General features: G+C 70.5%; 21 protein-coding genes. 3 read left to right on the top strand and 18 right to left on the bottom strand.

What is annotated here, in order from left to right; translation table 11 throughout:
* Nucleotide 1: 1 nt before the first annotated feature.
* The 16 genes from ACFYWX_RS17600 to ACFYWX_RS17525 all read right to left on the bottom strand — a co-directional run bounded on the left by ACFYWX_RS17600 (nt 2) and on the right by ACFYWX_RS17525 (nt 18,626).
* On the bottom strand, nt 2-1,126 hold the full coding sequence (locus tag ACFYWX_RS17600) for a pectinesterase family protein (RefSeq protein WP_389424925.1): 1,125 nt from the start codon (nt 1,124-1,126) through the stop codon (nt 2-4).
* Nucleotides 1,127-1,212: 86 nt separating this feature from the next.
* Nucleotides 1,213-2,535: a polysaccharide lyase family 1 protein gene (locus tag ACFYWX_RS17595; RefSeq protein ID WP_389424924.1), complete on the bottom strand. Its 1,323-nt coding sequence runs from the start codon at nt 2,533-2,535 to the stop codon at nt 1,213-1,215.
* 33 nt (nt 2,536-2,568) lie between these two features.
* A complete protein-coding gene (locus tag ACFYWX_RS17590; RefSeq protein ID WP_389424923.1) occupies nt 2,569-3,366 on the bottom strand; it encodes a rhamnogalacturonan acetylesterase in 798 nt (265 codons plus the stop codon).
* Between the two features lie 116 nt (nt 3,367-3,482).
* Nucleotides 3,483-4,829, bottom strand: a complete 1,347-nt coding sequence (locus tag ACFYWX_RS17585; protein ID WP_389424922.1) for an ABC transporter substrate-binding protein — start codon at nt 4,827-4,829, stop codon at nt 3,483-3,485.
* 49 nt (nt 4,830-4,878) lie between these two features.
* A complete protein-coding gene (locus tag ACFYWX_RS17580; RefSeq protein ID WP_389424921.1) occupies nt 4,879-6,876 on the bottom strand; it encodes a pectinesterase family protein in 1,998 nt (665 codons plus the stop codon).
* Nucleotides 6,877-6,918: 42 nt separating this feature from the next.
* Nucleotides 6,919-8,439 carry a family 43 glycosylhydrolase gene (locus tag ACFYWX_RS17575; RefSeq protein ID WP_389424920.1) on the bottom strand — a complete coding sequence of 507 codons (1,521 nt, stop codon included), beginning with the start codon at nt 8,437-8,439 and terminating at the stop codon, nt 6,919-6,921.
* Nucleotides 8,436-9,281, bottom strand: a complete 846-nt coding sequence (locus tag ACFYWX_RS17570) for a PmoA family protein (RefSeq protein WP_389424919.1) — start codon at nt 9,279-9,281, stop codon at nt 8,436-8,438. Before ACFYWX_RS17570 ends, ACFYWX_RS17575 begins: the two co-directional genes overlap by 4 nt.
* Nucleotides 9,281-10,444: a Gfo/Idh/MocA family protein gene (locus tag ACFYWX_RS17565; protein ID WP_389424918.1), complete on the bottom strand. Its 1,164-nt coding sequence runs from the start codon at nt 10,442-10,444 to the stop codon at nt 9,281-9,283. Before ACFYWX_RS17565 ends, ACFYWX_RS17570 begins: the two co-directional genes overlap by 1 nt.
* Nucleotides 10,441-11,733, bottom strand: coding sequence for a polysaccharide lyase family 1 protein (locus ACFYWX_RS17560; protein ID WP_389424917.1), 1,293 nt, complete (start codon nt 11,731-11,733; stop codon nt 10,441-10,443). Before ACFYWX_RS17560 ends, ACFYWX_RS17565 begins: the two co-directional genes overlap by 4 nt.
* Nucleotides 11,730-12,626 (bottom strand): carbohydrate ABC transporter permease, encoded by an 897-nt coding sequence (locus ACFYWX_RS17555; RefSeq protein WP_389424916.1) that lies wholly within the window; start codon nt 12,624-12,626, stop codon nt 11,730-11,732. The genes ACFYWX_RS17560 and ACFYWX_RS17555 overlap by 4 nt, the downstream gene beginning before the upstream one ends.
* Entirely contained in the window at nt 12,623-13,558 is a 936-nt protein-coding gene (locus ACFYWX_RS17550) for a carbohydrate ABC transporter permease (RefSeq protein ID WP_389424915.1), read from the bottom strand. The genes ACFYWX_RS17555 and ACFYWX_RS17550 overlap by 4 nt, the downstream gene beginning before the upstream one ends.
* A 146-nt stretch (nt 13,559-13,704) precedes the next feature.
* Nucleotides 13,705-15,444, bottom strand: coding sequence for an L-arabinonate dehydratase (gene araD, locus ACFYWX_RS17545; RefSeq protein WP_389424914.1), 1,740 nt, complete (start codon nt 15,442-15,444; stop codon nt 13,705-13,707).
* The gene (locus tag ACFYWX_RS17540) at nt 15,441-16,352 is read right to left on the bottom strand and encodes a dihydrodipicolinate synthase family protein (RefSeq protein ID WP_389424913.1); all 912 of its coding nucleotides are present in this window, start codon (nt 16,350-16,352) and stop codon (nt 15,441-15,443) included. The genes araD and ACFYWX_RS17540 overlap by 4 nt, the downstream gene beginning before the upstream one ends.
* Nucleotides 16,349-17,005 carry a GntR family transcriptional regulator gene (locus ACFYWX_RS17535; protein WP_389424912.1) on the bottom strand — a complete coding sequence of 219 codons (657 nt, stop codon included), beginning with the start codon at nt 17,003-17,005 and terminating at the stop codon, nt 16,349-16,351. Before ACFYWX_RS17535 ends, ACFYWX_RS17540 begins: the two co-directional genes overlap by 4 nt.
* Nucleotides 17,006-17,138: 133 nt before the next feature.
* Nucleotides 17,139-17,897, bottom strand: coding sequence for an MBL fold metallo-hydrolase (locus tag ACFYWX_RS17530; protein ID WP_389424911.1), 759 nt, complete (start codon nt 17,895-17,897; stop codon nt 17,139-17,141).
* A gap of 129 nt (nt 17,898-18,026) precedes the next feature.
* Entirely contained in the window at nt 18,027-18,626 is a 600-nt protein-coding gene (locus tag ACFYWX_RS17525) for a TIGR03086 family metal-binding protein (protein ID WP_389424910.1), read from the bottom strand.
* A 228-nt stretch (nt 18,627-18,854) separates the two neighbouring features.
* Between ACFYWX_RS17525 and ACFYWX_RS17520 the strand changes: the two genes are divergently transcribed.
* Entirely contained in the window at nt 18,855-19,775 is a 921-nt protein-coding gene (locus ACFYWX_RS17520; RefSeq protein ID WP_389424909.1) for a ribosome-inactivating family protein, read from the top strand.
* Nucleotides 19,776-19,846: 71 nt separating this feature from the next.
* Nucleotides 19,847-21,082 (top strand): MFS transporter, encoded by a 1,236-nt coding sequence (locus tag ACFYWX_RS17515; protein WP_389424908.1) that lies wholly within the window; start codon nt 19,847-19,849, stop codon nt 21,080-21,082.
* On the opposite strand, the gene ACFYWX_RS17510 is transcribed toward ACFYWX_RS17515, so the two are convergent.
* Both ACFYWX_RS17510 and ACFYWX_RS17505 read right to left on the bottom strand, forming a co-directional pair.
* The gene (locus ACFYWX_RS17510) at nt 21,019-22,182 is read right to left on the bottom strand and encodes a hypothetical protein (RefSeq protein ID WP_389424907.1); all 1,164 of its coding nucleotides are present in this window, start codon (nt 22,180-22,182) and stop codon (nt 21,019-21,021) included. The two genes, ACFYWX_RS17515 and ACFYWX_RS17510, sit on opposite strands and share 64 nt — an antisense overlap.
* 68 nt (nt 22,183-22,250) lie before the next feature.
* Nucleotides 22,251-23,189: a 5-dehydro-4-deoxyglucarate dehydratase gene (locus ACFYWX_RS17505; RefSeq protein WP_389424906.1), complete on the bottom strand. Its 939-nt coding sequence runs from the start codon at nt 23,187-23,189 to the stop codon at nt 22,251-22,253.
* 225 nt (nt 23,190-23,414) lie between these two features.
* Here ACFYWX_RS17505 and ACFYWX_RS17500 point away from each other — a divergent pair, with 225 nt between their 5' ends.
* Complete coding sequence (locus ACFYWX_RS17500; protein ID WP_389424905.1) at nt 23,415-24,224, top strand: NAD-dependent epimerase/dehydratase family protein; 810 nt, start codon at nt 23,415-23,417, stop codon at nt 24,222-24,224.
* The last annotated feature ends 241 nt before the right edge of the window (nt 24,225-24,465 follow it).

Genomic DNA, 24,465 nt, shown 5'->3' with positions numbered 1-24,465 from the left:
CTCAGCACTCCTTCCACGGGGCCCAGTCACCCAGGTAAGCGGCGCGGGTCGCCGACTCGGCCTGCGCTTCGGTGAGTTGGGGCCGGTTCTCGGGGACGGTGATCTCGGCGCCCGGCCCGGTGTTGCGGTACTCGGCGAACCGCATCGACTGCCAGGGGAAGGAGTTCGACATGTTGGTGTAGGGCGCGACCGCGTCGATGCCGGAGCCGAGGTGGGTGTCGCGGACGGTGAGCGACGGGCGGGCGGTCGTGTCGGAGCTCGGCACCCAGGGGCGGGCCAGCTTGTAGAACGCGTCGGGGGCTTCACTGGACACACGGCTTCTGGTCACCAGGTAGCCGAGCGGGTTGGCGCCCGCCGTTGAGGGCGCGAACACGAAGCCGTACGGGGCGGACGCGAGGTCGGTGCGGTTCACGGTGCGGAAGTGGCAGTGCTCGAAGACCGCGGTGGCCCGCCCGAAGACGAAGTCGACGTCGCCCTCGACGTAGCAGTGGGAGAAGTACTGGCAGGCGAAGACGGCCAGGGCCATGGAGTCGGCGTACAGGGTGTCCTGGTGGCCCAGGAAGCGGCAGTGGTGGAAGGCGGACCGATCGCCCTGCACCTTGAGGGCGACGGCCTGGGTGCCGGTGATGTCGGGATGGTCGGCGCGCAGCCAGTCGTTGGCGAAGGTGATCCAGCGGGCGGTGAAGCCGTCGGCCTGCACGGTCGTGGTGGCCGACCCGGTGGTGCCGTAGGTGCCGCCGCCGGGCTTGGGAGTGCCGGCCGCGTTGTCGTACACGATCACGACGTCACGGGGGTTCTCGGAGGCGCCGATCCAGGTCGCCTCGGTCCGGGTGGCGTCGACGGCGACCGTCTCCCGGTAGGTGCCCGGTGCGATGACCAGCGTCCAGCCACTGCCGCCGGCGGCGGCGACGGCTTCACGGACGGAGGTGTGATCGCCGCGGCCGTGCGGATCGACGTACAGCGTCTTGGAGTTCAGGCGGGCGGCGGGTGAACCGTACCGGCCGAACGGGCGCTGCCTGCCGGCGGCCCGCGCGGGGACCGACGCGAGGGCGAGTGCGGCGCCCGCCCCGGCGCTCGCTGCGAGGAATCCCCTGCGGGAGAGGGGACGGGGAAGGTGCGAAGACATGCGGCTGTTCCTTCGCGGTGCGGCTCGGGTGGTTTCAGGGGGCCGGGGCGGTACGGGACCGTCCGCCCCGGCCGGTGGGCGGAGCGTCAGCGCAGGCGCCCGGCGCCCGCGTTGCAGTCGACGATGCCGGGGACGGCCTTGGCCGGGTCGACCTTGGTGCGCAGGGTCGGGGTCCAGCCCGCGCCGGACACGAGGACCTCGCCGGGGATCTCGGCGTTGTGCACGGCGATCAGGTCGACGGGCTTGCCGTTGACGTAGTTGTCGGCGGCGGTGACCGGCGAGACGTTCCACCGCTTCAGCGCCTTGGCCGCGCTGACCCCGGCCGGCAGCGTGAACGCGTTGTGCTCGGCGACCAGCTGGGACTCCTTGCCGATGCCGAAGCTGTAGGCGTAGGAGTCGTCGGCGACGAAGTGGTTGTTGTAGGAGTCGACCTGCCCGAACCGCACGCGCGGCGCGCGCTCCACCAGCTGGGAGAACAGGTTGTGGTGGAAGGTGACCTTCAGCTTCCCCCGGTCCCCCGCCGCGGTGGACTCGCTGTCGCTGTTGCCGATCAGGATCGTCTTGTCGTGCTCGGTGAAGACGTTCCAGGAGGCGGTGACGTGGTTCGAGCCGCGGACGACGTCCAGCTCGCCGTCGTGCTGCTGGTAGAGCATCCCGAAGTAGGTGGGCGCCGCGCTGTCGGGGTGGCTGCCGTCGGTGAACGTGTTGTGGTCCAGCCACACATGGGTCGAGCCGTAGACGACGGCCGTGTCGTACTCGGAGTTCCAGTTGCCCTTGCTGCCGTCGGTGGGGTCCCACTGCGGGAAGCAGTCGACGGGGCTCTCGAAGGCGAGGTTGCGGACGATGACGTTGTCCACGGCCTTGATCTGGAGGCTGGCGCCCTTGAAGCCGGCGTTCCTGCCGATGCCGATGATCGTGGTGTTGGCGGGGACGTTCGCCTTGATCTGCTTGTCCTGGCTGGCGGCGGAGACCCGGCGCAGCCCCTCCGGGCTGTCGTCGGGCTCAGCGCTCAGGTCGGTGTCGAGGCCCCACGTCTCCGGTGCGTACTTCGCCAGGTAGGCGTCGAAGTCGTATCCGGGCGCGGCGAGGGAGTCACACCCCTCCGACACCGCGTCGATCGTGCCCTTCACCTTGATGATCTTCGGCGCGCTGCCTCCGGCGGCGAGCGCGGCCTTGAACTCGGCCCAGGTGGTGACGGTGTAGACGTGCTCGGCGTCGGCGGCGGAACCACCGGTGGTGCCGGTGCCGTACGAGGCCCAGCCGTCATTGGCGGGCAGGGTCTGACGGGCGATGTCGCGGGACTGTCCGGCCTGGGCGGTGGTCCCGGTCAGGGACAGCGCGAGGGCGGTGCAGCCGACGACCGCCACTGCTCTCACTGTGGCATGCCCATGCCATTTCTGTGCGTTCATGGTGCGGCTCTCCTTTTTCAGATCTGGGGGGTGTTACGCGGCGGCCTCCGGCCAGGTGATCCAGGACTCGGGAATCTCCTCGTCCACACGACACACGTCACGCGGCCCGAGCACCCGCGTCCGCAGCAGCTCCCGCACCACGAGCCGCGCCACGGCGATCGCCCCCGGCGGGTTGAAGTGCGTGTTGTCCTGCTCGGTCGCCGTCCAGTTGAAGTACGTCTTCGTCGCCTCGACACCCAGCTCCTGCCACAGCGCCAGCGACAGCGCCTGTACGTCGAGCAGCGCCACGCCTTCCTCCGCGGCGAGCGCCCGCATGGCTGCCGGATACTCACCGTGACTCGGCAGCGCCTTCCCGTCGGCGTCGAACCGCCTGCGCTCCACAGGCGTGGCCAGCACCGGCCGCGCCCCTCGCGCCCGAGCCCCGTCGACATACATCCGCAGGTAGTCCTGGTACGTCGTCCACGGCTCGGTGTACCGGGTGGGATCGGTGGTCTTCTCGTCGTTGTGGGCGAACTGGATGAGGAGGAAGTCCCCCGGCTTGATCACACCGAGGATGGCATCGAGCCGCCCCTCATCCACAAAGCTCTTCGAACTCCGCCCGTTCACCGCATGATTGGCAACAGGCCGATCCTTGTGCAGAAAGAAGGGCAACGCCATTCCCCACCCGGTCTCGGGCGCGGCGTCGGCGTATTTCTGGGCGGCGGTGGAATCGCCGGCGATGTAAACCGTTCTCTCCCGGCGGGGCCCGGCCTGGGCGGTACCGTTCATGGCCAGGGCGAGGGGAACAGCGGCAAGGGCCGCGGCGGTCACTTGTCTGCGGCTCAGGGACACAAAGGTGCACCTTTCAACAGAGGGTTGGGCAGCTCCGCTTAGGGGCGCGGGGAACTGCGCGACAAGCCAGGGACGGCCCGCAGCCTCAAAAACCACAGGCCGCCCCACAACCAAACTCAGCCGTTCTGCTGCTTCCACTCGGCCTGAGCCTTGTTCAGCTGCTCGGCCATCGTGCCCAGGAAATCCTTCGCGCTCATCTTCCCAAGCAGCACCTTCTGGAAGTTCGGCTCGTTGTCCGCCTTGGAAATCGTGTTCCAGTCAGGCAGGTAGTACGGCAGCTGAACAATGGTCGTAGACCCGTCCGTCAGCGCCGCCGCGGCCAACTTCGTAGGCTCGGCCTTGCTCACCCACGCGTCCTTCGCCGCCTCCGTGTTGGCCGGCACCTGCCCGGCCGACTCGTTGAACTTGGAGCTCTCCGCGTGCGAGGTGGCGAACTCGATGAACTTCCACGCGGCGTCCTTGTTCTTCGAGCTCTTGAACAGCCCGAGCCCGTCGACCGGGTTGGAGACCTGAACCCGCTTCCCACCGGCACCGATGGGCTGGGGAATTCCCCGGAACTTGTCGACGCCGAGCGCCTTCACGTGGTCCTGGTACGACCCCAGGTTGTGGTTGAGCATTCCGATCTTGCCGGAGTCCCACTGCGCGACCATCTTGGTGAAGTCGTTGTTGAGGTCGGCGGCGGGAGTGACCTTCTTGAAGAGGGCCGCGTACTTCTCCAGCGCCGCCACGTTCTTCGGGTCGTTCACGGTGGTCTTCTCACCGCTCGCGTCCCAGAACGAGGTGATCCCCGACTGTCCGTACATCGCGTCCAGCGCCTGGGCGATGGAGCCCGCACCACCACGGATGGTGTAGCCGAACTCGTTCTTCTTGGCGTTGGTGAGCTTCTCCGCCGCCTCGTAGAACTTGTCCCACGTCGTCGGCTCCTGAAGGCCCGCCGCCTTGAACAGGTCCGTGCGGTAGTAGAGGACACCGTTGTTGGCGGAGGTCGGGATCGAGTACAGCGCCTTGCCGCCACCTGCGGACTTCAGCGACTCGACCATGGCTTCGTTGAGCTTGCCCTTGAGCGAGGACTTGTCGAGGCGGGCGTCCAGGGGCTCCAGCGCGTTCTGGGCGGCGATCCCGGCGGCCATCGCCGCGCCCACACCGCCGACGTCCGGCAGGCCGCCGCCCTGGATGGCGGTGTCGACCTTGGACTGGTACTCGGTCGAGGCGATCCCGACGTACTCGACCTTGATGTCCGGGTTCGCCTTCTCGAAGTCGGCGATGATCTCCTTCCAGATGTCGGTGCGGACACCGCCGTTGTTGTCCCAGAAGAGGATCTTGCCCTTGCCGCTGCCCTCGGCCCCCTTGTCGCCACCGGCGCCGCTGCCGTCGTCACCGCAGGCGGTGGCGGTCAGGGCGAGGACGGAGCCCAGGGCGACGGCGACGGCCGCGCGCCTGCTTCTGCGGATGCTGCTCTTCATTGGTCGGCTCTCTCTTCTGGATCAAACGGAGATATGAAGTTGTGGGGGGTCAGTGGCGGGCGTAGGGGGCCCAGTTGTCGTTGCCCTTGAGGTACTCGGCGACGGTGTGCGTCCTCGCGTCCTCGTCGCTCATCTGCGGTCGGTCCGGGGTGACCTCCGCCCCGGGGCCGAAGTTGCGGTACTCGGTGAACCGTGCGTCCTTCCACGAGAACCCGCTCATGTCGGTCCACGGCGAGGACTTGATCGCGGCGGGCAGCTCGGTGTCGCGGATCAACACCTGGGCCACGGCCTCCGGTTCACCGCCGGGGTGCCAGGGCCGCCCCAGGTGGAAGGTCCCGGCCGGCGCGTCGCTCAGGATCTTCGAGCGGGTGATCAGGAACCCGTACGGATTCCCCGTCCATGTCGAAGCGGCCGTGATGTAGCCGTTGTTGCTCGTCGAACCGCGACTCAACGCTTTGATCACGGAGCGCTCGATCACAGTCGTCGCCCGCCCGTAGACGAAGTCGACGTCACCCTCGATGTACGAGTCGCGGACATACACCCGGCTGAGAACGTCCAGCTTGAGGCTGTCGGTCATCAGGGTGTCCTGGTTGCCCAGGAAGGCGGTGTTCTCGAAGACGATCCGGTCGCCGGTCGTCTTCATCGCCAGCGCCTGCTCGCCGTTCAGCTCGACCGCGGCCTCGTCGAAGTCGTTGCTGAAGGTGAGGTCGCGGGCAGTGACGTCGTTCGCGGCGATCCGAACCGTCGCGCTGCCGGTCGAACCACCGTAAGCCGCCGGGGTGTCGTAGACGATGACGGTGTCGGAGCGGTCGTGTCCAGTCCCCCGCAGCACGATGTTCGGCTTGGTCGCGGGGATGAACACCTTCTCCCGGTAGGTGCCCGGCGCGACCGCGATCGTCACCGGCACGTCGTTGCCGTCGGGCACGGCGTCCACGGCGGCCTGCACGGTCGGGAACGCGCCCGGAACGTCGAGGGTCACGCCGATCCGCCGCTGCGGCCCGGAGAACCTCTTCACGAGCGCGGGCACGGCGGCAGCGGGATCCAGCCGGTAGTCGTAGAACTCCCGCGGATCGAAGGCGGCACCCCAGGTGTCGGTCCGGCCGCTCGTGTTCCTCAGGATCGACCCACGCTGCACCAACTCCGCGGTGACGTCGGCCTGGTAGGGGTGCTGGACTCCGTCGTAGTAGCTGTTCTCGATGACCATTTTGGTCTTGCCGCGCGACCAGTTCCCGTACGTCCACACGGGGTCGCCGTCGGACACCTGCGCCGAGAGGTAGTTGTTGTAGAGGTGCGCGTAGGCGCAGTTGTCCGCGGAGGGATTGCGCTGCTTCGTGCCGGTGAACCAGTTGTGGTCGATGGTGATCTGCGTCTGGACGTTGGTCGTCCAGCCGATCCCGAACGCCTTGTTGTGGTTGCTGAACTGGTTGGAGGAGACGGTGATGTACTGGCTGTCCTTACGGATGTCGAGCAGCCCGTCGCCCATGTGCGTGAAGCGGTTGTGGTCGATCCAGACGTGGTCGACCGTGTCCATCTGGATGGCGTCGAAGTCGGTGGTCTTGCCGTCCCAGTCGCCCTCGACGTAGGAGTCGCGGATCGTCAGGTTGCGGATGATGACGTTGTGCGTGCCGGGGTTGAGGTGCAGCTCGCCATGGACGATCTCGCCGGTGTCGCCGACGCCGGTGATCGTCTTGTTCGAGGCGACGACGATGTCCGAGCCGAAGGGTTCGACGGCGACCGCGCCCGCCACCCGGATGACGTACGGCTCCTGAGCGGCCGCGTACTTCGCCAGCGCGGCCTGGTCGGTGACCGTGACGACCTTGCCGCCGGCCCCGCCGGTGGTACCGCCGGCCAGCGAGGCGAACCCGTGGGGCTGATCGGTCCAGCGGGAGGCCGCCGGAGCGGACGCCGGAGCGGAGGTCGGCGCCGGGCCCGGTTCGGCGGCTCTCGCCTCACCGATCGTGCCCAGTGCCAGGGCGGCGACCAGGCCCGCGACCGCGGCCAGGGCGCCACCCGGTCTGGGCAAGCGCTTGCTATGGAAGTGCGTCATTGCGGCTCCCAACAGGCGTGACAGGGGTACAGAAGGAGTGGGTTACAAGTCGGTGATCCGGAACTGCGTGAACATGGCGGCGCCCGCGTGTCCCGGCCCGACGGGCGCGAGGGCGAAGAGGCCGAGCAGGGCGCCGACCCAGCGCCAGGGGGTGGCGGCGAAGACGGGACCCGACGGGCTCGGGCCGTCGCCGAGGTCGTAGGAGAAGCGGCAGCGTGCTCCGGCGCCGGTCTCGATGCGCAGCTTCACCCGTCCCTCGGGCGCGAGGCGCGGGTGGGCGGCGTCGCGCTCCCGCTCGGCGACTCCCTCGGCGAACCGGTGCACGAAGTGGACCGTGCCGTCGCTCCCGCGCTGCAGCCCGATCCAGCTGAACGCGTCCCCGAGGACCGCGAGCCCGGCCCGTGCCCCCGGCTCCTCGCCGTGCAGGCGCAGCTCCACCTCGACGGCACACGGGGTGCCGGGCAGCCGCTGGGTGAGGACGTTCGGGAGTTTGCGCAGGTCGTGCGCGTCCACCGAGCGGACGCAGGACAGCCGCAGGCCGTCGCCGGAGTGCTGGGTGGCCCAGCCGTCCTGCGGGTTGGCCGTCCACTGCCACTGCCGTCCGAACCGTCCGCCGGGGAAGTCGTCGTCGGTGGCGGGCGCCGCGACCGGCTGGGGCGGGAGGTCCGGCCGCCTGTGTACGGCGACGGGGGCGCCGTCGTCCCCGATCACCGGCCAGCCGTCCGTGCCCCAGCGCATCGGCTGGAGGTGCACCACCCGGCCGTAGGGGCCCCGCTGCTGGAAGTGCAGGAACCAGTCCTCGCCTGCGCCGGTGCGCACCCAGCCGCCCTGGTGGGGGCCGTTGACGTCGGTGTCCTTCTGTTCGAGGACGATCCGCTCCTCGTACGGTCCGAAGAAGTCCCGCGCGCGTAAGGCGCCCTGCCAGCCGGTCTCCACTCCCCCGGCGGGCGCCAGGATCCAGAACCAGCCGTCGTGCTGGTAGAGCTTGGGGCCCTCCAGGGTGAACCAGCCGGGGATGCGGTCTCCGTCCACGATCAGCTTGCCCTCGTCGAGCAGGGAGGTCGCGTCGGGGTGCATGCGGTGGCCGGTGAGGCGGTTCTTGACGCCGGAGCGGGACTTGGCCCAGGCGTGCACGAGGTAGGCCTCGCCGGTCTCGTCGTCCCACAGGGGGCAGGGGTCGATCAGGCCCTTGCCCGCCTTCACCAGGTGCGGGCGGGTCCAGGGGCCGCGGATCGCGGGGGCGTTGACCTGGAAGACGCCCTGGTCGGGGTCGCCCCAGAAGATCCAGAACCGGTCGTCGTGGTGGCGCAGGGACGGGGCCCAGACTCCGCAGTCGTGGCGTGGGGAGGTGAACTCGCCCACCGGTTCCAGGCGTTCGAGGGCGTGGCCGACCAGCGTCCAGTTGACCAGGTCGCGGGAGTGCAGCAGCGGCAGGCCGGGGGCGCGGCCGAAGCTGGAGGCGGTGAGGTAGAAGTCGTCGCCGACGCGGACGACGTCCGGGTCGGACCAGTCTGCGTTCAGGACGGGGTTGATGTAGGTCCCCACGGTCGTCCGGGTGGTCACGGGCTCACCGCCTTCCGGACCAGCGCGGCGGCCCCGTCCCGGTCGAGGCGGCCGTCGGCGACGACGGTGACGATCCGGCGGACGACGGTTTCGCCCGGCGGGATCGGCAGCCGCTCGTCGTACGCCAGCGACGACCCCACACCCGGGTACTCCTCGACACGCACGAACCACGGGTCCCGGCGGGTCTGTTCGGTGGCTCCGGCGAAGACCAGCGTCCAGGTGCCGCCGACCACGGCGAGCCAGTCGGCGCGGCTGCCGTGGATCTGTTCCTCGCCCTCGGTGCCGGCCGTGAAGACCTCCGGCGCCGCGTCCTCCTTGCGGGCCCGCCAGAAGAAGCCGCCGTAGGCGGCGCCGGGGCGGCCGTTGGTGGCGGGGCTGCCGATGGACAGCGGGCTCTGGGTGACGTTGGTCAGGGAGAAGGTGAAGTCCAGCGCCCAGGCGGTGTCGGTGAGATCGGTGGCCGCGACCGTGCGGCGCTCGCGCAGCAGCTCGGCTCCGGCGGCGACCCAGCGCAGCTCCTCCACGAAGCCGTCGGGGTCGCGCAGCTGGAACGCGGTGTGCCGCTGCGCGCCGTGGTTGTCGAGCTCGGTGGGGCCCTGGTCGCGGACGAAGGTGCGTCCGCCCCAGAAGTTGAACCCCTCGACGTCGGGAACGGCTACACCGACGCCGAGGTGGTGTGTGTGGTCGGCGGGGCTCAGTTCGGTGACCGCCGTACCGGTCAGGGTGGTGACGGGGTGCAGATACGGGCGCGGTGAGAGCCGGGCGGGCAGCTCGGGCCGGGTGACGTACCGGCCGACCGGGCGGCCCGCGACGCGCAGGACCGGGGAGTCGCTGGCCGTCATCAGGTGCTCACCTCTTTCGGCTCTTTCGGGACCTTGGCGGACAGCGCCCAGGAGGCGCCCAGTTCGGAGTAGAGGGCGAGGGTGTCGGCGGCGGCCGCGACCAGTCCGTCGATGCCGGGCACGACCCGGCGGTCCTCGTCGGGGAGCAGCTCCCACGCGCCCTCGGGCAGCGGGGCCGGGTCGGGCGCCGTCCGGATCGCCTCGACGACCTTCATGAAGGCGCCGGTCGCGTCCGGGGCGACCAGCAGTTCGGCGCCGTCGGTGAGGTGGTCGACGAGGTTCTCGAGGAGGTCGGTGCGGCCGTACTCGTACTCCTCGGGGCCGTGGCCGGCGCGCTGGAGCAGGACGCGGTCCTGCTTGTACCAGAAGGTGATCCGGCCGCGGCTGCCGTGGACGAGGACGTACGGCTCGTCGGGCTGCTCGGCGCACAGGGTCGCGGCGACGGTGACCTGGCGGTCACCGGTGGTGGTGACGCGGACGCAGGAGGTGTCGTCGGACTCGATGTCGTTGGCGCGCAGCAGCTCGGTCTCGATGCCGGTGACGTCCTCGGCGCGGGTGGCTCCGGCCAGCGCGAGGGCGGTGGCGACGGCGTGGGCGAGCGGGTTGGTGAGCGCCCCGTCGATCACGTCGACGCCGTTCAGGCGCCGCTTGCCCGCCCAGGGCGCCCGCCGGTAGTAGGCCTGCGCGCGGGCCCAGGCTCCGGCGCCGCCGACGCCGGTGACCTCGCCGATGGTCCCCTTCGCGATCAGTTCGCGGATCGCTGGCACGGCGTACGAGCCCAGCGACTGGAAGCCGATCTGGCAGGCCACGCCCGCCGCCGCGACCCCGTCGGCCATGCGGCGGAACTCGGCGTAGGAGGGGGCGGGGGGCTTCTCCAGCAGGAGATGGACGCCCTTGCCGGCCGCCTTGAGCGCCAGGTCCGTGTGGGTGGGGATCGGGGTGCAGATCACGGCGATCCGGGCGCCGGTGGAGTCCAGCAGCGCGCCGAAGTCGCTGGACTGCTCGGGCGTGCCGAGGCCCTCGGGGATCTCCTCGGGCGTCAGCGGGGTCAGCTCGCAGATGCCCGCCAGGTGGACGATGCCCTTGTCCTGGAGCCGGCGGATGTTGTCCAGGTGCCACCGGCCGTGGCCGCGCGCGCCCGCGAGAACGATGGGTACGGTCATGGAAGCCTCCCTGCGCCCGCGCCGCGCGCCACCTCTCGGTCGGCCGCCTCGGCGCTGTCGATCTTTGTGTGCAGGGTAGGCGTCCAGCCGACGTCCGTCGTGAGATCACGCTCGCTGCCGGAGTTGTAGGCGTTGTAGATCGCGAGCAGGTCGACGGGGAAGCCGTTGAAGAGGGTGCCGGTCTGGTGCAGGGCGGTGCCGTTCCAGCTCTTGACCAGGTCGGCGACCTCGACGTGACCGGGGGCGGTGAAGGCGTTGTTCTCGGCGTAGAGGGCGGACTCGGTCGACACGCCGACGGAGTAGCGGTAGTCCGCGGCGTCCTCGGGGACCACGTACCGGTTGTTGTAGAGGTGGACCTGGCCGAAGCGGACCCTCGGGGCGCGCTGGACGACCGACTCGAACTCGTTGTGGTGCAGGGTCACCCGGAGCTTGCCGCGGTCGCCGGTGACCGTGTCACCGTTGCCGATGAGCATCGCCTTGTCGTGGTCGGCGAACCGGCTCCAGGAGACGGTGACCAGGTCGGAGCCGTTGGTGATGTCCAGCAGGCCGTCGTGGCGCAGGTAGTTGCGGGCGAAGTAGGTGGGTTCCTTCGCGTCCGGGTGGCCCTTGTCGGAGGCGGTGACGTGGTCGACCCAGACGTGGGTGGCGCCGGTCAGCCAGATGGTGTCGTACGCCGTCTTCCAGTCGCCGAGGCCGCCGGTGTTGGGCTGCCAGACGGGGAAGCAGTCGTAGGCGTCGCGCACGTCGAGGTTGCGGAGGATGACGTTGTCCGTGTTCCTGACCTGCAGGCTCGCGCCCTTGAGGACGGCTTGCTTGCCCAGGCCGACGATGGTGGTGTTCGAGCCGACCGACAGCACGATCCGCTCCGCCTGCTTCGCCGCCGACGCCTGGCGGGCCTCCTCCTGCGGGCCGCTGGGCTTGGCCGAACCCCAGGTGCGGGGGTCGTAGGCGGCCAGGTACTTCTTCGTGCTGTAGCCGTCGGTGGCGTAGTCGGCGCAGTCCAGGTGGTCGCCGTCGTCGTCGGTGTTGGCGTCGATCGTCCCGGCGACCTTGATGATCTTCGGGGTGTCGCTGCCGTTGTCGAGGGCCTTCACCAGTCCGGCGCGGTCGGTGACCGTGTACACGTGGGCGTCGTCGGCCGCGGCGCCTCCGGTGGTGCCGGTGCCGTACGCCGCCCAGCCGTCGTTCGCCGGGAGGGTGTCGCGGCTGATGTCGCGGGCCTCGGCGTGCGCGGGGACGCACAGCAGCCCCAACAGTCCGACGGCGACGGTGATCTGACGTGCCCTCATCCCTTCACCGCCCCCGCGCTGAAGCCGGTGATCAGCCACTTCTGGATGAAGGCGAACACGATCACCACGGGCACTGCGGCGATGATGCCGCCCGCCGCCAGGGCGCCGAGGTCGACGCTGTCCGCGCTCATCAGGGTGTTCAGGCCGACCGGGATCGTCTGCTTCTCCTGGTTGTTGAGGAACATCAGGGCGAACAGGAAGTGGTTCCAGGAGTGCACGAAGGCGAAGGAGCCGACGGCGATCAGACCGGGGCGCAGCAGCGGCAGGACGACGATCCTGAAGGCGGTCATCCGGTTGCAGCCGTCGACCCAGGCGGCCTCCTCCAGGGTGTACGGCACGTTCTTGATGAAGTTGCTGATCAGGATCATCGACAGCGGCAGCTGGAAGACGGTCTCCGCGAGGATGACACTGCCCAGCGAGTTGATCATCTTCAGCTCGGCGAAGATCTCGAACAGCGGCACCAGCAGCAGCGCGCCCGGCACGAACTGGGAGCAGAGCAGGGCGAGCATGAAGGCCCGCTTGATCTTGAAGTTGAACCGGGCGAGGGCGTAGCCGCCGGCCAGCGCGACGAGCGTCGTCACCAGCAGGGTCGCGACGCCGACGAGGACGCTGTTCTGGAAGTAGGTGCCGAAGGACCGCTCGGTCCACACCTTCTCGAAGTGCTCGAAGGTCATCGGCCAGGGCACGAGCGAGGTCGAGCCGGCCGGGCGCAGCGCGAAGAGCAGGATCCAGTAGAAGGGGATCAGGGTGAAGAGCACATAGATCCCGAGCGGCGTGTAGATCTGCCAGCGGGGGGCCTCGTCCCAGGCGCGGTTGCGCTTCGTGGGGCGGGGCGGCTCGGGGATCTCACGCCGGGGAGCCGGCGCGACCTCGGTGGCCTCCTTGGTGATCACTTCTCCTCACCTCCGAACTTGCTGATCCGCAGATAGACCATCGAGCAGAAGAGCAGGATCACGAACGCGACCGTGGTCAGGGCGGACGCGTAGCCGAAGTTGTGGGCGTCGACGGACGTGTTGGCGATGTAGAGCGGGAGGGTCGTGGTCTCTCCCGCCGGGCCGCCACCGGTCAGGGTGTAGAGCAGGTCGACGTTGTTGAACTCCCACACCGCGCGCAGCAGCGTGGACAGGACGATGGCGTCCTTCAGGTGGGGCAGCGTGATGTGCCAGAACTGCTTGATCCGGCTGGCGCCGTCGACCTCGGCGGCTTCGTACAGGTCCTTCGAGACGGACTGGAGGTCGGCGAGGATGAGGATCGCGAAGAACGGGACACCGCGCCACAGGTCGGCGACGACCGCCGCCGGGAAGACGGTGGAGGTGTCCGACAGCCAGCTGGTGCCGTAGGAGCCGATGCCCATGTCGGCGAGGTAGCGGGTGATGCCGGTCTGGGAGTTGTAGAGCAGCACCCAGATCGCGGAGGTCAGCACGCCGGAGACGGCCCACGGGGAGAAGACCAGCGCGCGGCCCAGTCCCCGGCCCACGAAGGTCTGGTTGACGATCAGCGCCAGCGCCAGACCGAACAGCAGTTGCAGCCCGACCTCGACGACGACCCACTTGCCGCTGAAGATCAGCGTGTCCCAGAACTGCGGGTCGTCGGTGAAGGCGTGGACGAAGTTGTCGAAGCCCGCGTAGCCGTTCCGCCACGGCTTGGTGGGGTTGTAGTTCTGCAGGCTGTAGTAGAAGACGCTGATGACCGGGTAGGCGATGAAGCCCAGCATCAGCAGGGCCGCCGGGGCGATCAGCAGGTACGGCAGCCTGCGCGGCGTGGCGGAGGCACGGCGCCGCCGAGGTGGCGCGGGCGCTTTCGCCACGGCTGCGGCTTGGGCCATGACTGTTCTCCGTTCTTGTGCGTCGTGCTTGCGTCGTGCGTGTGCGTGCGGTGTGCTCGTGTGCGGGTGAAGCGCTTTCTTCCTGTGCAGGGGTGTGCGAGGTCGTGCTGCGTACGGGGTCGTGCTGCGTGCTGTGGTGCGGCGGTTCAGCCGGCGTACGGGTCCTGCACCTTGCCCGGGCGGGCCAGGAACTCGAAGTCGCAGCCGGTGTCGGCCTGGGTGATCTGCTCGTTGTAGAGCGCGCCGTAGCCACGCTCGTAGCGGACGGGCGGTGGGGTCCACCGCGCCCTGCGCCGCTCCAGTTCCTCGTCGTCCACGTCGAGGTGGAGCGTGCGCGCCTCGACGTCCAGGGTGATCGAGTCCCCCGTGCGCACGAGCGCCAGCGGTCCGCCGATGTACGACTCCGGCGCCACGTGCAGCACGCACGCGCCGTAACTCGTGCCGCTCATCCGGGCGTCGGAGATCCGCACCATGTCCCGCACGCCCTGCTTGAGCAGGTGGTCGGGGATCGGCAGCATGCCGTACTCGGGCATGCCGGGGCCGCCCTTGGGCCCGGCGTTGCGCAGCACCAGCACGCTGTCGGCGGTGATGCCCAGCTCGGGGTCGTTGATGGTGCGCTGCATCGTCCTGTAGTCGTCGAAGACGACGGCGGGGCCGGTGTGCTTGAGCAGGTGCTGCTCGGCAGCGATGTGCTTGATGACGGCACCGTCCGGGCAGAGGTTGCCGCGCAGGACGGCGACCCCGCCCTCGCGCGCGACCGGGTTCTCGCGCGGTCGGATGACGTCGTCGTTGTGCACCTGCGCGTCGGCGATCTGCTCGCGCAGGGTGTCGTACGAGACGGTCGGCCGGTCCAGGTGGAGCAGGTCCGGGATCCGGGAGAGGAAGCCGGGCAGGCCGCCGGCGAAGTGGAAGTCCTCCATCAGGTAGGTCCGGCCGCCGGGGCGGACGTTGGCCAGGACGGGGACCGTGCGGGCGATGCGGTCGAAGTCGTCCAGGGTGAGCCTGACACCGGCGCGGCCGGCCATGGCGATCAGGTGGATCACGGCGTTGGTGGAGCCGCCGAGGCCGAGGACGGTCGTCACCGCGTCCTCGAAGGCGTCGGGGGTGAGGATCTCCGAGAGGACGCGCCCCTTGTGGACTTGTTCAACGATCCTCATGCCGGCCGCGGCGGCCATCCGATCGTGCCCCGAGTCCACGGCCGGAATGCTCGACGCTCCCGGCACCGTCACGCCCAGCGCCTCCGCCGCCGCCGTCAGCGTGGACGCCGTCCCCATCGTCATGCAGTGGCCCGGCGAGCGCGCGAGGCCGTTCTCCAGCTCGGCCATCTCGCAGTCACCGATGAGGCCGGCCCGCTTGTCGTCCCAGTACTTCCACATGTCGGTTCCGGAGCCCAGGACCTCGTTGCGCCAGTGGCCGGGCAGCATGGGACCGGCGGGCACGAAGACGGTCGGCAGGTCGACGGAGGCGGCACCCATGAGCAGCGCGGGCGTCGTCTTGTCGCAACCGCCCATCAGCACGGCCCCGTCCACCGGGTAGGAGCGCAGCAGCTCCTCGGTCTCCATCGCGAGCATGTTGCGGTAGAGCATGGGGGTCGGCTTCTGGAAGGTCTCGCTGAGGGTGGAGACCGGGAACTCCAGCGGGAAGCCGCCCGCCTGCCACACACCCCGCTTGACCGCCTGCGCCCGGTCACGGAGGTGCACATGGCAGGGGTTGATGTCGGACCAGGTGTTGAGGATCGCGATGACGGGCTTGCCCAGGTGCTCCTCGGGGAGGTAGCCGAGCTGGCGGGTGCGGGCGCGGTGGCTGAAGGAGCGCAGTCCCTCGGTGCCGTACCACTGGTGGCTGCGCAGCTCTTCCGGGCGCTTCCTGCTGGTCGGTGCGCTCATATGGACCACCCGGCGGCGATGGCGGCGACCTCCGCGCGCTCATCCTCGGGCAGCGGCCGGCTCGGGGGGCGTACGTCCCGGCGGCACACTCCGAGGGAGGCGAGGGCCTCCTTGACGACGGTGACGTTGTTGGCGGAGCCGTTGGCCGCGCGCAGCTCCTCGAAGCGGCGGATCTGCTCCCAGACCTTCATCGCGGCCGGGAAGTCGCCCGATCGAAGCGCTTCGATCATGTTCAGCGAAACGGCCGGGTTGACGTTCACGAGCCCCGAGGTGAAGCCGGTGGCGCCCGCGGAGAAGTACGACGGGGCGTACGGCTCGGCGAGGCCGGCGACCCAGACGAAGCGTTCCAGACCCGCGTCCCGGGCGAAGGCGGCGAAGCGGGCGGCGTCCGGGACGGCGTACTTGACGCCGATGACGTTCGGGCAGACGTCCGCGAGTTCGGCGAGCCGGGCACCGGCCAGCTGCGCGTTGCGGATGTAGGGGACCACACCCAGCTCGGGCACGGCCTCGGCGATGGCGCGGTGGTAGTCGACCCAGCCGCTCTGCGAGACGTACGGGTGGACGGGCTGGTGGACCATCACCATGGCCGCGCCCAGCTCCTGAGCGTGGCGGGCGGAGGCGATGGCGGTGGGCACGTCGTGCCCGACGCCGACGAGGATCGTTGAACGATTCCCTGCCTCATCGATCGTCAGCTCGGTGACCAGGCGGCGCTCCTCGGGGGTGAGGGCGTAGAACTCGCCGGTGTTGCCGTTGGGGGTGAGCGTGGTGATCCCGCCGTCGAGCAGACGGCGCAGCAGGGCCCGGTGGGTCTCCTGGTCGACGGAGCCGTCCTCGGCGAACGGGGTCACCGGGATCGCCACCACGTCGGCCAGGGCCGCCCGCTGGGTCTCGAACGCCACGCTGCTCATTCCTGACCTTCCTGTTCCGGTGCCTCGGGGAACGCCCGCTGGACGAAGGACGCGATATGGGCATGGAGCGCGCTCGCCGCGCCGTCCGCGTCGCCGTCCAGGGCGAGCCGCAGGATGTCGCGGTGCTCGGCGGCTTCCCGCTCCCAGGACGGGTCGGCGGCCCAGGCGACGGCGGAGACCAGGGCGGCCTGGTCGCGGACCTCGTCGAGCATCCGGCCGAGCAGCGGGTTGCCGCACGGCACGTACAGGGCGCGGTGGAACGCCCGGTTGGCCAGGGAGCGTTCGGCGGTGTCCGTGGCGTCGTCGGCCCGGGTCAGCGCGTCCCGCGCGGCGTCCAGGGAGGCCCCGCGCCGCACCGACCGGCGCAGCGCCTCCGGCTCCAGCAGCAGCCGCACGTCGTAGACCTCGCGCGCCATGTCCGCGTCCACCATGCGCACCGTGACGCCCTTGTACTGGCTCATCACGACCAGCCCGGTGCCGGCCAGGGTCTTCAGCGCCTCGCGCACCGGGGTCTTGGACACCCCGAACTGTGCGGCGATCTCGGTCTCGACCAGGGCCTGTCCCGGCGTCAACTGCCCGGTCAGGATGCGGTGTTTGATCCCTTCCAGCACGTACTGCGTGCGGGAGGGGATCGGCGTGGGCACAGAGGTCATGCGCGCCTCTCGGATCTCACGTATCGGATCTCACGTATCGCGTCTCATATATGACGTACGAAGTACGACGCGTTGAAACTAGGAGGGCGCCTGTGTTTCGTCAATGCTTCTGACAAAGGAAGTTGGCGTGACGTCAGACCGCCCCGGTCTCACCCACCCGGGCGGTGGCGGTGGGCCCGCCGAACGCCGACGCCGCCCGGGCGGTCGCCGACTCGGGGGTGAGGGTGGGGCCGACGTGGGTGACGAGCAGCCGTCCGACGCCCGCCTCTCGTGCCGTGCCGCCGGCGTCCTCAGGGGTCAGGTGGACCTGTTCGCCTTCGTGATGCCGATCGATGTCGGCCTCACACAGGAACAGATCGGCGTCACGGGCGAGCGCGGTCAGGGCGGCGCAGGGTCCGCTGTCCCCGGAGTACGCGAGCACCCGGCCCTCGCACTCGGCCCGCAGCCCGTACGCCTCGACGTCGTGCACGACGGCACGCGCGGTCAGAAGCAGGCCGCCGTGCCGGGCGGTGTGGCCGTCGTACAGGGGGCTGAAGTCGAGAGTGCCCGCCAGGAAGCTCCCGTCGGGACGGCCGAAGAAGCCCGCGAGCCGCTGGGTGGCCTCGCGTGGAGCGTAGACGGGAACGGGCGTGGGCGCAGTGATCCCTCCGTACGCGAGGCCGTAGAAGGCGGACAGCAGATCGGCATCGTGGTCGGCGTGCAGATGGGAGATCCAGATCGCGCTCAGTCGCGCCGGATCCGTGTGCCGCTGCAACTCTGCGAAGCTGCCGGGCCCCGCGTCCACCCACACCTCGGCCCCACCGCCGCGCAGGAGGTACCCGGAGCAGGGTTGGTCGGGCCGCGGGTGGGGGGAGGCGGTGCCGAGGACGGTGAGGGTGAGGTCTGGAGACATGCGCGGAGCGTACGGTCGGGCCGGGCCACGCGCTTGTGGATTTCCTCCGCCTTGCAGCTGGACGCACCAGGCCCCGCTCACCGGCGCCGATAAGGCCCCGCGTCTGCGGCATGATCCGCCGGACAGGCCCTACGGCGCGCTCGTCCAGCCCGGGTCGCGTCCGCTCAGCCCCACGGCCCGGTCCAGGAGGGGGGCGTCGGGTGGGACCGGGACGACGGGGCCGAAGAGGCCACCGCCCCGGTCGGGTTCGTCGGCGGCGGCGAGGAGGAACTCGTACGACGCCCGCAGCGCGGCGGGGTCCGGCTCGTACGGCTGCCCGGTGGCCCGGGCCAGGTCCCAGGCGTGGACGACCAGCTCGTCGGCCGCCACGGCACCGGCGACCGCGCCCGGCAGGTCGATGCCGCCCGCGCGGGTCATGCCGGTCCAGGCGTCGGGGTCGCGCCAGGCCGCGGCCAGCTCGTCGAGGACCTGGGGCAGCTCCTCGCGCCAGCCGGGGCCGATGTCGGGCACGGCGGCGGCGGGGCTGGTGTCGGTCGTGGCGCCCAGGTCCTTGCGCCCGGCGTCACGGAAGGCGACGGCCAGCCCGACCAGGTGCCCGAGCATGTTGCGCACCGCGGTCCCCGGGCACGGGGTGGCGTCCGTCAGCTGCTCCTCCCGCACGCCCGCCGCGAGACGGGCGACGATCCGGGTCTGCGGTCCGAGGTCGAGGGTGGTGGTGTCGGTGTCCATACCCGTGCAGACCCCGGCCGGCGGCGAAACTCATCGGTCGCGTCATCGACCGCCTCATCGGCCGCCCGTGAGGCCGCCGGTGAGCCCCCTGGAAGGCATTCCGCTGAACACCTGTGCACTGGAAGGCATGGTTCCGTGCGCTGACGGACCACCTCCGATCGGGTCGGCGGCCTAGCGTCATCGGCGCAGGCAGCCGCCTGGCAGGAACCCACTCGCGATCGGAACGACATGCGTACCTTCAAAAAGCTCGGCCGGGCCTTACGCCAGGCGGTGCTCGCCCTCACCCTGGCGCTGTCCGTCGGCGCCGGAGTCCTCTCCCCCGCTCAGCCCGCGGCGGCGACGACCGGTAACGGCCAGGTCAACCACGTCTGGCTGGACCTGGGATCCTCTCCCGGCTCGAACCTCAGGATCGCGTACTCCTCGTTCCTCGCGAGCCTGCGCGCCGCGGTCGGCTTCTCGGCCCAAGGTGTGGAGGTCACGCAGAACGCCTCCGAGAACGAGGGTGTCGTCAGGGTTTCGCTGAGCGCCGACGACGACAGTGGCAGGCGCAGGGCGGTGGACCTCTGGATCAACCCCGACAACCTCTACGTGATCGGTTTCTCCCCCCAGGCGAACGCCGGCGTCTCCTACTTCTTCAACGACGTCCACATCAACGCGGCCATCCCCACGGCGCGGCAGATCCTGCCCTTCGGCGGCAACTACAACTCGATCGTGGCCAGGGCCGGCCGCAACCGGTCCGAGATGCCGGTCGCCTTCTGGAGCGTCCGGCAGGCCATCCTGGACCTGGCCAACCAGACGGCGGCCAACAGCCACCCGCAGACGACCGCTCGCGCGCTGATGCTGCTCATCCAGTTCACGTCCGAGGCCGCCCGCTTCAACGACCTCGAAGGTGTCTTCCGGGACGCGATGTTCTCCTGGGACAGCTCGCGCACCGGCATCCCCGAGTGGCTGCAGCACATGGAGAACAACTGGGGCATGATCTCCAACTTCTTCTGGAACATCCTGGGCATCGGCCCCAACCACAACCCCGCGCCCCTCAACATCAGTGGCCGTGAGATCAACGACGCCGACGACGTGCGCCGCTATCTGAGGACCGTGCTCCCGGCGGTGGTGGGCGGACCGTACAACCCCGGTCACGACGAGCTGTAGGCCCGCGGCCCGGTTTTCTAGGGCACCCGCCCGATCCGCAGGCCCCCTCCTTAGCTCCACGATGACCAGGCATGACGACATCGACATGGACGGTGTTGCGCGTCCTGCGGGACCGCAATGCGGGGCTGTATCTCGCGGGGGTGGTGGTCTCCGGCTTCGGGACGTCGGCGCTGTGGCTCGCGTCGGGCGTGTGGGTCAAGGAGCTGACCGGTTCGGACGGGCTGGCCGCGCTGTGTCTGCTCGCTATGTGGGCGCCCACGCTCGTCGGCCCGCTGCTCGGCACGCTCGCCGACCGCGTCCGCCGCAAACCCCTGCTGATCGGCGCGAACCTCCTCCTGGCCGCCCTCCTGCTCACCCTCTTCACCGTCGACTCCCCGAGCCGCCTGTGGCTGCTCTACGCGGTCCTGTTCGTGTACGGCGCCGCGGGCGTCGTACACGACGCCGCCGAATCGGCCCTCGTCGCGGGCGCCGTCGACCCCGCCCTCCTCGGCGACTTCAACGGGCTGCGCATGACAGCCAACGAGGGCATGAAACTCCTCGCCCCGCTGGCCGGCGCGGGCCTCTACGCGGCGTACGGCGGCCCGAGCGTCGCCTTTCTGGACGCGGTCACCTTCGTGGCCGCGTCCGGTCTGTACGCCTGCCTCCGCGTCCACGAGAGCAAGCCCGAGCCGCCCACGACCGGCTGGCGGGTCCAGACCGCCGAGGGCGCCCGCCACCTCTGGACACAGCCCCGGCTCCGCCCGCTCGTCCTGGCCGGCGGCACCACCATGCTGTTCGCCGGCCTCAGCGGGACGATGATCTACGCCGTCATCGACGGCCTGGGGCACTCCCCCGCCTACGCCGGTGTGCTGTACGCCGTCCAGGGCGCCGGCTCGGTGGCGGTGGGGGTGCTCTCCGGACCCGCCCTGCGCCGACTCGGCGCACGCCGCTTCGCCGCGTACGGCATCGCCCTGACGGCCGGCTCGGCGGGGATGCGGGCGATCCCGTCCGACGCGGTCGCCCTCGTGTGCAGCGCGGCGGGCGGCGTGGGGCTGCCGTGCGTCCTGATCGCCGCGCTCACCGCCATACAGCGCGAGACGCCGGACGCAACTCTGGGGCGGACGGCCGCCACGGCCAACACGCTGATCTTCACGCCGAACGTGATCGGCCTTGCCGTGGGCGCCGGACTCGTCGAACTGGTCGACCACCGGCTGGTGTTGCCCGTCCTCGGCCTGGCGTGGCTGGCGACGGCCGCCCCGCTCCTTCAGAGCCCGGCGAGCGCCGAGCGCACCGCTTCCAGGTCCCCGTCCGACGCCAACCCGGCGTGATACAGCCGCAGTTCCGTGGCCCCGAGGTCGCGGGCGCGCGCCGCGTCCGCCGCCAGGGTGCCCGGGCTGCCGCCCATGCCGGAGACGACGCCCAGGTTGGCGGCGAGGACCGCGTCCGCGCGGCCCTGCTCGGTGAACGGCGTGAGCGGGCCGGGGCCGCCCGCGCAGGGCACGACCACGCCGTCCGCGACGGACAGGATGTGCGCGGGGTCGACGCCAGGGTTGGCGCCGACGTGGTACGTGACGGGGTCCGCGTGCAGCAGCACCTGGAAGCCTTCGGGTGCGGCCGCACGAACCGCGGCGACCGCCGCCTCCTGGAGGGTGCGGGCGGTTTCGTCGCGCCACGCGCGCGTGGCCGCCGCCGTCGCCTCGCCGAGCAGCTTCTCGACGCCCGGCCAGCCCCCGTCGTCCGGGGCGCCCTGCCAGAGCGGCTCCAGCGCGGTGCGTACGGCGGCGGCGAGTGCGTCGGCGTCGAGGCCCTGGGCGCCGTACCCCTCCCGGCAGGTGGAGCAGAAGCACAGCGCCATCAGGTACTGCCCGGCGTCCCCGAGGCCGACCCCGCCGGTCTTGTCGTGGGCGTGCAGGTGCTGGAGGCCGTACCAGCCGAGCGACTCCAGCTCGGTGCCGCCCGCGCCGGGCCGTACGGCGGCCTCGGCGGCCAGGTCGACGAGGTACGCGCGTGTGGCGGGCTGTGCGATGCACGGGGCCCACGGGTAGCGGTCCCCGTAGGCGTTGACGACCGAGGTGCCCGGGTGTTCCGCGCCCAGGCGGGAGTTGTGCGCGAGGACCACCCAGGTGTGCACGTCCAGACCGGCGTCGGCGAGCGCGGCGGCCGCCTCGCCGTACGCGTCGCCCGGGGCCCAGTCACCGGCCCGGTAGGGGCGCAGGGCGCGGCCCTCCCAGCGGCCGTCCGGCGGATAGAGCACGGCGGCGTGCTCGGCGGTGACGATGCGGTGGCGCGGGTGACGCGGGGTGAGGGCGCGGGTGGAGTGATAGGCGGCGGCGAGCGTCACCTGCCGCACCCCGAGCCCGGCGATGCGGGCCGGGGCCTCGGGGTCGCCGTTGACGTCCCAGGGGTAGACGAATGTCGACGCCTTCACTTGTCCTCCTGCGGCAGCTTCACTTGTCGTCCGGCGGCAACGTCACTCGGTGCCGTCCGGCAGCGGTTTCACTTCTCGTCCAGCAGCGTGTACCCACGCTCGATCAGCTGAGCGAGCTGCTTGACATGATCCTCGCTCGGCTCGTGCAGCGGGGGCCGGACCTCCCCCACGTCGAGGCCGCGCAGCCGTACGCCGGCCTTGACGAGGGCGACGGCGTAGCCGCGGCCCTGGGCGCGCAGTTCGACGAACGGCCGGTAGAAGCCGTCGAGCAGCCGGTGCGCGGTGATGTCGTCGCCGGAGGCGAGGGCGTCGTAGAAGGCGCGGGCGATCTCGGGGGCGAAGCAGAACACGGCGGAGGAGTAGAGCGTGATGCCTATGCCGCGGTAGGCGAGCTGGGTCTGTTCCGCGGTCGGCAGGCCGTTGAAGTAGAGGAAGTCGCCGGGGACCTCGGAGCGGACGGCGCTGACGATGCGCTGCATGAGGTCCAGGTCGCCGAGCCCGTCCTTGAGCCCGATGATCCCCTCGGTGCGTGCCAGTTCGACGACGGTCTCCGGAGTGAACACGGCGTTGTCGCGCTGGTAGACGATGACGGGCAGCTCGGTCGCCGAGGCCAGCTCGCGGTAGTGACGCAGCAGGCCCTGCTGCCCGGCGATCACGAGGTAGGGGGGCATGGCGAGCAGTCCGTCCGCTCCGGCCGCCTGTGCCAGCCGCGCGTAGCGCACCGCGAGCGCGGTCCCGTAGCCGGCGCCCGCGACGACCGGCACACGCCCGTCGGCCTCCTCCGCGGCGGCCCCTACGCACGCCTCGAACTCCTCGGGCGTGAGCGCGTGGAACTCCCCGGTGCCGCAGCACGCGAAGACGGCGGCGGCCCCGGCCTCGATGCCGCGGCGGACATGCGCGCGGTAGGTGTCGAGGTCGACCGAGCCGTCGGGGCCGTAGGCGGTGACGGGGAAGAACAGCGGGCCGCTGGGGACACACAGGCGTGCGGCGAGCGGGGCTGGCGTCACGGGCTCTCCCTAGATCAGGCGCTCACTCTTATGATCCTTGTTTATATTTCTGAACGCGCCCACCCTAAGGAGCCGCACAAGCGGCGGTCAAGCAGACACGTCTCGCCTCGGCGGAGAACGACCAGCTCCGCGCCATACTTGACGCAGCACGGCAGCGATCCTTAGCGTGTCCACGAATGTGAATCCTGTACATGAATGCGGCTGTCAACGCAAGGAGACCCGAGGATGCCAGCTCCCCGCACCGTTCTGCTCACCGGCGCCGCCGGCGGGCTCGGCACCCTGATGCGGGGCCTGCTCCCGGACTACGGCTACGAGCTGCGCCTGCTCGACGTGCGGCCCCTCGAGGGCGAGCCGGACGCAATCATCGCGGACCTGGCCGACAAGGAGGCCCTGCGCGAGGCCGTGCGAGGCGTCGACGCGATCATCCACCTCGCGGGCATCTCCCTGGAAGCCCCCTTCGAGAAGATCCTGCGCTCGAACATCGAGGGCACCTACAACCTGTACGAGGCGGCCCGCGAGGAGGGCGTGGAGCGAATCGTCTTCGCCTCCTCCAACCACGCGGTCGGCTTCACCCCGCGCCCCCAGGGCGACGACCCCCTCATCCCGATCGACACCCCGCGCCGCCCGGACACCTTCTACGGCCTGTCCAAGTCCTTCGGCGAGGACCTCGCCCAGTTCTACTGGGACAAGTACGGCCTGGAGACGGTGTCGGTGCGCATCGGCTCCTGCTTCCCGGAGCCGACCAGTGTGCGGATGCTCTCGGTCTGGATGAGCCCGGCCGACGGCGCGCGCCTGCTGCACGCGGCCCTGACCGCGGAGAACGTGGGCCACACCGTCGTCCACGGCTCCTCCGCCAACACCCGGCTGTGGTGGGACCTGACCACCGCGCGGGCGCTCGGCTACGAGCCGCAGGACGACTCCGAGCCGTACGCCGAGAAGCTGATCGCCGAGCAGGGCGACCTCGACCCGGAGAACATCGCGCACGCCTACCTGGGCGGCCACTTCGTGAGCGACCCGCCGATCTGGCCGTACTGACCGCACCGAAAAAGACCTGCGACACGGCGGGCGGGCACCGAACGGGCCCGCCCGCCGCCGCATTCGGGCACCGACGCCGCCCGATCCCACGCCGCCCACGACGAGCGCGCAGGTCCGAGCCGGGCACTCCGCTGCACAAACGGACCGATACGGGCAGCATCGGGCCTGCAACAGACCTGGTCACTGCCACGCACCCGCTGTAGAACTTCCCCCATGGCCCCACCGGGCCCGAACGGGCAAG

This window comes from Streptomyces sp. NPDC002888 (assembly GCF_042888465.1).
Taxonomy (GTDB): Bacteria; Actinomycetota; Actinomycetes; order Streptomycetales; family Streptomycetaceae; genus Streptomyces.
The sequence above is the reverse complement of the archived record's forward strand: the minus strand, read 5'-3'. Positions and strand labels throughout refer to the sequence as shown.

What these genes read in the sequence shown, in the direction of transcription:
- ACFYWX_RS17585 (WP_389424922.1), bottom strand. Translation starts at nt 4,829, where the DNA reads ATGAAGAGCAGCATCCGCAGAAGCAGGCGCGCGGCCGTCGCCGTCGCC.
- ACFYWX_RS17570 (WP_389424919.1), bottom strand. Translation starts at nt 9,281, where the DNA reads ATGACGGCCAGCGACTCCCCGGTCCTGCGCGTCGCGGGCCGCCCGGTC.
- ACFYWX_RS17580 (WP_389424921.1), bottom strand. Translation starts at nt 6,876, where the DNA reads ATGACGCACTTCCATAGCAAGCGCTTGCCCAGACCGGGTGGCGCCCTG.
- ACFYWX_RS17520 (WP_389424909.1), top strand. Translation starts at nt 18,855, where the DNA reads ATGCGTACCTTCAAAAAGCTCGGCCGGGCCTTACGCCAGGCGGTGCTC.
- ACFYWX_RS17565 (WP_389424918.1), bottom strand. Translation starts at nt 10,444, where the DNA reads ATGACCGTACCCATCGTTCTCGCGGGCGCGCGCGGCCACGGCCGGTGG.
- ACFYWX_RS17515 (WP_389424908.1), top strand. Translation starts at nt 19,847, where the DNA reads ATGACGACATCGACATGGACGGTGTTGCGCGTCCTGCGGGACCGCAAT.
- ACFYWX_RS17530 (WP_389424911.1), bottom strand. Translation starts at nt 17,897, where the DNA reads ATGTCTCCAGACCTCACCCTCACCGTCCTCGGCACCGCCTCCCCCCAC.
- ACFYWX_RS17595 (WP_389424924.1), bottom strand. Translation starts at nt 2,535, where the DNA reads ATGAACGCACAGAAATGGCATGGGCATGCCACAGTGAGAGCAGTGGCG.
- araD (WP_389424914.1), bottom strand. Translation starts at nt 15,444, where the DNA reads ATGAGCGCACCGACCAGCAGGAAGCGCCCGGAAGAGCTGCGCAGCCAC.
- ACFYWX_RS17500 (WP_389424905.1), top strand. Translation starts at nt 23,415, where the DNA reads ATGCCAGCTCCCCGCACCGTTCTGCTCACCGGCGCCGCCGGCGGGCTC.
- ACFYWX_RS17535 (WP_389424912.1), bottom strand. Translation starts at nt 17,005, where the DNA reads ATGACCTCTGTGCCCACGCCGATCCCCTCCCGCACGCAGTACGTGCTG.
- ACFYWX_RS17550 (WP_389424915.1), bottom strand. Translation starts at nt 13,558, where the DNA reads ATGGCCCAAGCCGCAGCCGTGGCGAAAGCGCCCGCGCCACCTCGGCGG.
- ACFYWX_RS17600 (WP_389424925.1), bottom strand. Translation starts at nt 1,126, where the DNA reads ATGTCTTCGCACCTTCCCCGTCCCCTCTCCCGCAGGGGATTCCTCGCA.
- ACFYWX_RS17540 (WP_389424913.1), bottom strand. Translation starts at nt 16,352, where the DNA reads ATGAGCAGCGTGGCGTTCGAGACCCAGCGGGCGGCCCTGGCCGACGTG.
- ACFYWX_RS17525 (WP_389424910.1), bottom strand. Translation starts at nt 18,626, where the DNA reads ATGGACACCGACACCACCACCCTCGACCTCGGACCGCAGACCCGGATC.
- ACFYWX_RS17560 (WP_389424917.1), bottom strand. Translation starts at nt 11,733, where the DNA reads ATGAGGGCACGTCAGATCACCGTCGCCGTCGGACTGTTGGGGCTGCTG.